General features: G+C 45.3%; 6 protein-coding genes. 5 read left to right on the top strand and 1 reads right to left on the bottom strand.

What is annotated here, in order from left to right:
• Window positions 1-204: 204 nt before the first annotated feature.
• From GCHA_RS05245 to GCHA_RS05235, 3 genes are read left to right on the top strand one after another with little or no spacing between them, the layout of a single operon-like run.
• Window positions 205-1,578, top strand: coding sequence for a DNA-3-methyladenine glycosylase 2 family protein (locus GCHA_RS05245; RefSeq protein WP_007985846.1), 1,374 nt, complete (start codon window positions 205-207; stop codon window positions 1,576-1,578).
• Window positions 1,578-2,084: a methylated-DNA--[protein]-cysteine S-methyltransferase gene (locus tag GCHA_RS05240; RefSeq protein ID WP_007985844.1), complete on the top strand. Its 507-nt coding sequence runs from the start codon at window positions 1,578-1,580 to the stop codon at window positions 2,082-2,084. Before GCHA_RS05245 ends, GCHA_RS05240 begins: the two co-directional genes overlap by 1 nt.
• 9 nt (window positions 2,085-2,093) lie before the next feature.
• The gene (locus tag GCHA_RS05235; RefSeq protein WP_007985842.1) at window positions 2,094-2,996 is read left to right on the top strand and encodes a DMT family transporter; all 903 of its coding nucleotides are present in this window, start codon (window positions 2,094-2,096) and stop codon (window positions 2,994-2,996) included.
• 33 nt (window positions 2,997-3,029) lie between these two features.
• Here the strand turns inward: GCHA_RS05235 and GCHA_RS05230 are convergent, their stop codons facing one another.
• Window positions 3,030-4,454 (bottom strand): sensor domain-containing diguanylate cyclase, encoded by a 1,425-nt coding sequence (locus tag GCHA_RS05230; protein ID WP_007985840.1) that lies wholly within the window; start codon window positions 4,452-4,454, stop codon window positions 3,030-3,032.
• Between the two features lie 392 nt (window positions 4,455-4,846).
• Between GCHA_RS05230 and glmU the strand changes: the two genes are divergently transcribed.
• Together glmU and GCHA_RS05220 are read left to right on the top strand one after the other, a co-directional pair.
• On the top strand, window positions 4,847-6,208 hold the full coding sequence (glmU, locus tag GCHA_RS05225; RefSeq protein ID WP_039992122.1) for a bifunctional UDP-N-acetylglucosamine diphosphorylase/glucosamine-1-phosphate N-acetyltransferase GlmU: 1,362 nt from the start codon (window positions 4,847-4,849) through the stop codon (window positions 6,206-6,208).
• 118 nt (window positions 6,209-6,326) lie between these two features.
• Window positions 6,327-7,106 (top strand): DeoR/GlpR family DNA-binding transcription regulator, encoded by a 780-nt coding sequence (locus tag GCHA_RS05220; protein ID WP_007985834.1) that lies wholly within the window; start codon window positions 6,327-6,329, stop codon window positions 7,104-7,106.
• Window positions 7,107-7,108 lie beyond the last annotated feature (2 nt).

Below are 7,108 nucleotides of genomic sequence, written 5' to 3'. Positions count from 1 at the left end.
TTACACTGCGTTGCATGACTTCGAAAGAGAACAACTATTCATTCAGTCATCCGCCTTGTTTAAGCCCTTTTAAACTCTCGCTGAGTCATCACTTATTAACGTGGAATGGTATAACAACAATTTTGCTTTGAGTTCCGTTTTCGACGCATAATAGTTGCTCACCGGATTACCATTAGTCCATGGCTTAACGCATTCGGTTCCTTCATGCTAACAACACAAGATTTTCAGCAAGCAAGATTAACCCGCGATCCGCGATTTGATGGGCGTTTTTTTATTGCGGTCAAATCTACCGGCATCTTTTGCCGTCCTATTTGCCCAGCAAAGCTACCACGTGAAGAAAACGTAGAATACTTTACCTTGGCTCAGCAAGCTATGCTCGCAGGTTACCGCCCTTGTTTACGTTGTCGTCCCGACAGCGCACCGCATTCTCATGCGTGGAACGGTGTTGATACAACAGTCAATCGAGCACTGTCTTTGCTGAGTGAGAACCTACATTTAAGCATGACCTCAATTGCCGAAAAACTCGGCATTAGCGACCGATATCTACGCCAGCTATTTATTCAACACATCGGCTTGAGCCCCAAGCAATATCAAGTGTACGAGCAAATCCTATTTGCCAAACAATTGCTCCAGCATACCCAACTACCGATAGAGCATGTTGCCGATGCCGCGGGCTTCAACGACGCCAGGCGCCTACAATACAATATGCAACGTGTAATGCGTCGCACACCTAAGGAATTACGTATAAAACCGAGCAACGATATGCAACCCATTGTGATCCCGCTGGCTTATCGCCCGCCTTATAATTGGCCGCATTTACGCGACTTCTTGGCACGCCGAGCCATTCTCGGAACAGAATCCATTGAGCAAAACAGCTATGCCCGCACCTTTACCTTAGGGGGCAGCAAGGGGCACTTTCACGCGCTACACCAATCTGACAAAAATCGCTTTCAAGTCACGTTAACCCTTGATGATTTAACGCAGCTCAAGCCCGCATTAAATAATATAAGGCGAATTTTGGACGTAGACGCAGACAGCACCACAATAGATAACCAAATTCAGCAAAGTGGGTTAGATCCCAAACTTATCACCCCAGGTATTCGCATACCGGGAATTTGGGATACCTTTGAAGCGGGCTGCAGAGCCATTCTCGGCCAACAGATATCAGTGACTGCGGCGATTAATTTGGTGAGCAAATTGGTTGCCAACTTAGGAAAAACCATACCTGATGAGCTTTCTCAACAGATTGGGCTTACGCATTACTTCCCCACGCCCGAAGCGGTTGCACATAGCGACCTTAGTTTTCTCGGTATGCCCAATAGTCGACGAGAAACTCTGCGCAGGTTTGCTGCATTTTATACTCAGCATCCTGATGCGCCACCGGCTGAGTGGCTTGCCATTAAGGGCATTGGCCCGTGGACTATTGCCTATGCAAATCTTCGAGGGCAGTCACACGCAGATATATGGCTAAACAGTGATTTGGTAATTAAAAAGCAGTTAACATTACACGCTATTGACGCAGACAAGGTAAGCCCTTGGCGCAGTTATTTAACCTTTACTCTATGGAGCCAAGCATAATGGCGAAGCACATACCGATTTACCCGCATTGTGAATATTTATCCACAACCAGTGGCTTACTGAAAATTTGTGCAAATGAGCAAGGTATATCAGCAATTACCTTTGTAATGCAGGAAGATGCGCCCGCAATCGGCAATGCTGTCACAAAAGAAGCTAAACAGCAGCTTAGCGAATATTTTAACCAGCAACGAAAAGCGTTTGATTTGCCGCTAGCGCCTGTGGGAACACAGTTTCAACAAAGCGTCTGGCAGCAACTTTGTGTAATACCTTACGGCGAGACATGCAGTTACGCAGACATCGCAAAGCAATTGAATAACCCTAATGCCGTGCGTGCTGTGGGTAGCGCTAATGGTAAAAATCCTATCTCTATCGTCGTGCCGTGTCATAGAGTGATAGGGGCGAACGGCACACTGACCGGTTACGCCGGTGGGCTAACACGCAAAGCCGCTTTGCTAACCCTGGAAAACCCCAATTTCACCGTGCCGACAGGTAAACTAACTACATAAGGAAATGTCATGCAAATACGGGAGTTTTTAGAGTTAGTCTTGCTTGCAAGCATATGGGGCGCCTCATTTATTTTTACGCGAACAGCCACACCTGAATTTGGCCCCATCAGCTTAATTACTCTGCGGGCTGGGCTCGCGAGTCTTATCTTATTGCCATTTGTGTGTAATCGAGCCGCGATTAGGCAGTTAACCCAGCACTGGCGGGGAATATTAGTCGTTGGGTTAACGAACACCGCTATTCCATTTTGCTTATTTAGCTACAGTTTACTGCACATAGGGGCGGGCTATGCCTCGGTTATGAACGCGACAGCACCTATGTTTGGAGCACTCATAGGATGGCTGTGGTTGAAACAACGGCTATCTGGTTTGGCTGTGCTAGGACTGCTAATCGGCTTCATGGGTGTATCGGTTCTCAGCACTGCCCAAGCCGCCGCGTTTGATACGCTCTCTATTTTGCCGACTCTTGCTACTTTGGTCGCTACTGCCCTATATGGCTACGCCGGCTGTTTTACTAAGCAATATCTCAGTGACGTTAAGCCAATGGCACTTGCAGCGGGCAGTTTATTTGCTGCGACGATATGCCTAGTGCCGCTCAATATATGGTTTATGCCAGATACCCTACCATCAGCAAAAAGTTGGGGAGACGCCATCGCCTTAGGTGTTTTATGTACCGCATTAGCGTACTTAATGTATTTTCGCTTAATCGCTAGTGTAGGGCCAAGCAACGCGCTAACCGTCGCTTATCTTATTCCTGCCTTTGGCATTATGTGGGGCATCATATTGTTAAACGAAACATTTACTCCCCTAATGTGGTTAGGGGTGATACTTGTTATTTGTGGTGTGCTGCTCGTCACAGGTGTACTAAAGAGCTTGGCAGACAAGCGCAGGTTGAAGTCCAAACCTGCGCACTGATTAAAATAACAAACTAAACAACCGGTGACTCACTCAGTGTTCTTCAATTAGCTGCAAGCGCACCACGTTGCGCCCTTCGCGCTTAGCAGCAAATAGCGCATCGTCTGCTGCCGCAATCACTTCATTTATCGCCCTTGGGATAGCCGTAAACGACACACCGAAACTGGCCGTCATTTGAATCGACATACTGCCAGTAGTAATGGTCATATTCGCCAACCGGTTACGTACGGTTTCAGCCACATCAACGGCTTCATGTGGACCAGTATTAGGTAACAGTAATAAAAACTCTTCACCGCCCCAGCGCCCAAGCACATCTTGGTCACGTAGCTCTAGCTGCAACATAGACGCGATTTGACGCAGTACAATATCCCCTGCTTTACGCCCATGGGTTTCATTGACCGACTTAAAGTTATCCAAATTGATAAGTACCAAGCTGACAGAGGTCTTTTCGTACATCAGGCCATCAAATGTTAATGACATACTAGCGCGATTAGGAAGTTCAGTTAGCACATCAATCTGACGGGTTTTTTGCATGTCTTTTTTGAAGTAATACAATAAGTTGTAAATAATCAAAAACAGACCAAAAATCAAAACGAGCAAAGTGACAACACTGAATATAAAGCCGCGACTGATTTCCGTTTGGCGAGACTCCAACGGTGTCATCAAATACAAGGTCCAATCGAATGGTTGAATGTTAAGTTCAGCCACTAAAAAGTCAAAACCGTTAATTTTAACGAGCAAATTATTTAAAGAGCCCTGCTGTTGTTCTTCTGACAAATCTTTAAACCAAGGCAAATCCGCTAAATTGGTGAATTGCGAATTAGCCGCGACCAATTTTGGATCAGATGAAAGCGTGATGTTTTTGTCTTGGTCAGCAAAAATAAAGTCATAACCGTAAGTGTCTTTGTAACGGGCGAAAATATCCAAAAAGCTACGCAGACTTTTACCCACCCCAAAAAAGCCAAGGAAACGCTGGTTATCGTCAAAAACTTTTAAATCAATATAAAAATGGGTATCTTCCCACTTGCCGATATCGGCTATTTCATTTTGCGCTGAATTTTTATATTTAAAATACCAACTGACATCCCCTTCAATCAGTTCGGTGATCGTGCCATCAGAGTAATACTGGCGTCGGCTTTTTTCGCTCGCAATAAAGAAGTTCATACCAAATTCACGATGCAAGCGCTTGAGGCTCGCAAAAACGGCCTGTTCGTCTATGGTTTGCGCGCCCATCAAGTCTTGCAACTCTTTTGCTTTAACAAGCGTTTCAGAAATATGCAGGGGCTTCATTAATTGTTCGACGATTAATTCGACAGCAGGAGAATGAGACTGTTGCTGGGCACGGCTTTGCTCTGCAACAATTTTTGATACGCTAAAGTGCACCAAAGTCACAATGGATACAACGACAACGACAAAGAGCAGCAAAATACTGCGATGTAAGGTTCTAAAAATATTCACAAACTGCCCTGTATTAAATAAACCAAAAAACTGCTTATTAGCCTGCCCTGTTAGTCATTAACTGTAGCAGCACTAATTATTTGTTCACGTTAAACTAAGTACCTGTTTTTAACCAATTAAAAAACGATTTTGGCAAAACATTAATACAGTAAAACGCACTTAAGACCATATAACCCACCAGCTTAAGCCAAAAAGGTAGTTAAACTTACCCCAAGATGATCATTATACGCAAGCGTATTAGCAAATCACATTGTACTTTGGTTGCAAAGTAAAATGAGGCCTTTTGAAATCATGGTATCGCTACGTATTACCTAGGCATAATGGATCAAGCGCTGGTAGTTTTATGCTGCATCGGTAAAATACCTCGCATCAATTTAAACACAGGATACAAGATGGCTTTTTCAGTAGTGATACTCGCAGCAGGAAAGGGGACAAGAATGAAATCCTCTATGCCCAAGGTTTTACACCCAATCGGGGCAAAACCTATGGTTCAACGGATTATTGATACAGTCAATCAACTAGGAGCCCGCAGTATCAACTTAGTTTACGGTCACCAAGCTGAGCAGCTCCAGCAAGCTCTGGCCCACAATAAACTGAATTGGTGCTTACAAGCAGAGCAACTTGGTACGGGCCATGCTGTGCAGCAAACCGTAGATTATATTCAAGATGAAGAAGACGTGCTTATTCTTGTGGGGGATGCCCCATTAATAAAAGCCAATACCCTGCATAATCTATTGCAAACCAAGGCTCAGGCAGATGTTGCCTTGTTAACCGTTGATGTATCCGAGCCAACAGGCATGGGGCGAATTATACGCCAAGGCGAAAATGTAACTGCCATCGTCGAACACAAAGACGCCAGCGACGCCCAGCGACAAATCCGCGAAATAAACACCGGCATGATGGTCTTAAATGGCAAAGATTTAAAACGTTGGCTAGCCAACCTAAACAGCAATAATGCCCAAGGCGAATTTTACCTTACCGATGTAATTGAAATGGCAGCCAACGAAGGTAAAGTCATCAAGGCCGCACAACCTAGCAGTGAAATTGAAGTTGAAGGGATCAACAACCGCAAACAGTTGGCCGCTATCGAGCGGGCTTTTCAGTTTGAACAAGCCGAAGAATTAATGATGCAAGGCGTGAGTTTATTAGACCCTCATCGTTTTGACTTACGCGGCGATCTTATTGTCGGACAAGATATCGTCATTGATGTAAACGTGGTTATCGAAGGCACAGTAAAAATTGGCTCAAATGTCACTATTGGCCCGAACTGTATCTTAAAAGACTGCGAGGTTGCTGATGGTGCAACCATTGAAGCCAACAGTATGCTTGACCAAGCAAGCGTGGGCGAAAACTGCTCGGTTGGCCCTTATGCACGTTTGCGCCCAGGCGCCGTTATGCACGAGAACGCCCGTGTAGGCAACTTTGTAGAAATGAAGAAATCGACGCTGGGTAAAGGTTCAAAAGCCAACCACTTAACCTATTTGGGCGATACCACAGTAGGCGTAGGTGCGAACATCGGAGCCGGCACCATCACCTGTAATTACGATGGCGTAAACAAGTCAAAAACCATAATTGGCGATGGCGCCTTTATCGGCTCAAACAGCGCGCTAGTTGCCCCAGTGCAAATAGGCAATATGGCCACAGTGGGCGCAGGCTCAGTAGTGACCAAAACCGTTGGTGATGAAGAATTAGCAATCGCTAGGGCCAAGCAGCGCAATATGACAGGATGGCAACGCCCTACTAAAGGCGAGTAAACATCGCATGTGAATACAAAAACCTTCGCCCGCGAAGGTTTTTTTATACCTGCGCAGGGTAGCTTAGGGTAAAAAGAAAGGCTTTATCTTTCATTTCGAAACATATATATTTCGTTTCATGCAAAAACGAAACACTCAACAACGTCGACGTGCTATTATCGAGCGCCTTAACATTCACCGTGAAGTCATGGTGGATGAACTTGCCCAATTGTTTTCTACCTCTGAGGTTACTATCCGTAAAGATTTAACCGAACTGGAAAATAACGGCCTGTTGTTGCGAAAGTTTGGCGGGGCTGTTCCCTTGCCGCAAGACGCATCAGAGCTATCCAGTGAGAAGCTTTCAGCACGCAAGATTGCTATTGCCGAGGCCGCCCTGCAATTAATCAAAGATCACAACCGCATCATTATTGATAGCGGTAGCACTACAGCTGCTCTCATTCCCTTGTTAAAAAGTAAGCTTGGTTTGGTCGTCATGACCAACTCTTTGCATGTGGCCAATACCCTGCTAGAAGGGGAAAACGAGCCCAAAGTCATCATGACAGGCGGCACATGGGACCCACAATCCCATGCTTTTCAAGGAAAAATGGCGGAACAAGTATTACGTGCATACAATTTCGACCAAGCATTTATTGGTGCCGCCGGTTTAGATTTAAACAAAGGGACGACTACCTTCAACGAACTAACGCAACTGACACAAGTCATGGCTGAGGTTTCCAGCGAAGTAGTTGTGATGGCGGAATCAGAAAAATTACAACGCAAAATACCCAATGTTGAGCTGCCCTGGCAGGCAATATCAATCTTGGTTACAGACGAATCTATCGCACCAAGCGATAAACAACATATTGAACAACAAGGCGTAAAAGTCATTTGCGCCCAAACTAACCGAATTGGAGCATAACC

This window comes from Paraglaciecola chathamensis S18K6 (assembly GCA_000314955.1).
Taxonomy (GTDB): domain Bacteria; phylum Pseudomonadota; class Gammaproteobacteria; order Enterobacterales; family Alteromonadaceae; genus Paraglaciecola; species Paraglaciecola chathamensis.
Note: the sequence above shows the minus strand (reverse complement) of the source record. Positions and strands in the feature narration are given on the sequence as shown.

What these genes read in the sequence shown, in the direction of transcription:
- GCHA_RS05245 (WP_007985846.1), top strand. Translation starts at nt 205, where the DNA reads ATGCTAACAACACAAGATTTTCAGCAAGCAAGATTAACCCGCGATCCG.
- GCHA_RS05240 (WP_007985844.1), top strand. Translation starts at nt 1,578, where the DNA reads ATGGCGAAGCACATACCGATTTACCCGCATTGTGAATATTTATCCACA.
- GCHA_RS05235 (WP_007985842.1), top strand. Translation starts at nt 2,094, where the DNA reads ATGCAAATACGGGAGTTTTTAGAGTTAGTCTTGCTTGCAAGCATATGG.
- glmU (WP_039992122.1), top strand. Translation starts at nt 4,847, where the DNA reads ATGGCTTTTTCAGTAGTGATACTCGCAGCAGGAAAGGGGACAAGAATG.
- GCHA_RS05220 (WP_007985834.1), top strand. Translation starts at nt 6,327, where the DNA reads ATGCAAAAACGAAACACTCAACAACGTCGACGTGCTATTATCGAGCGC.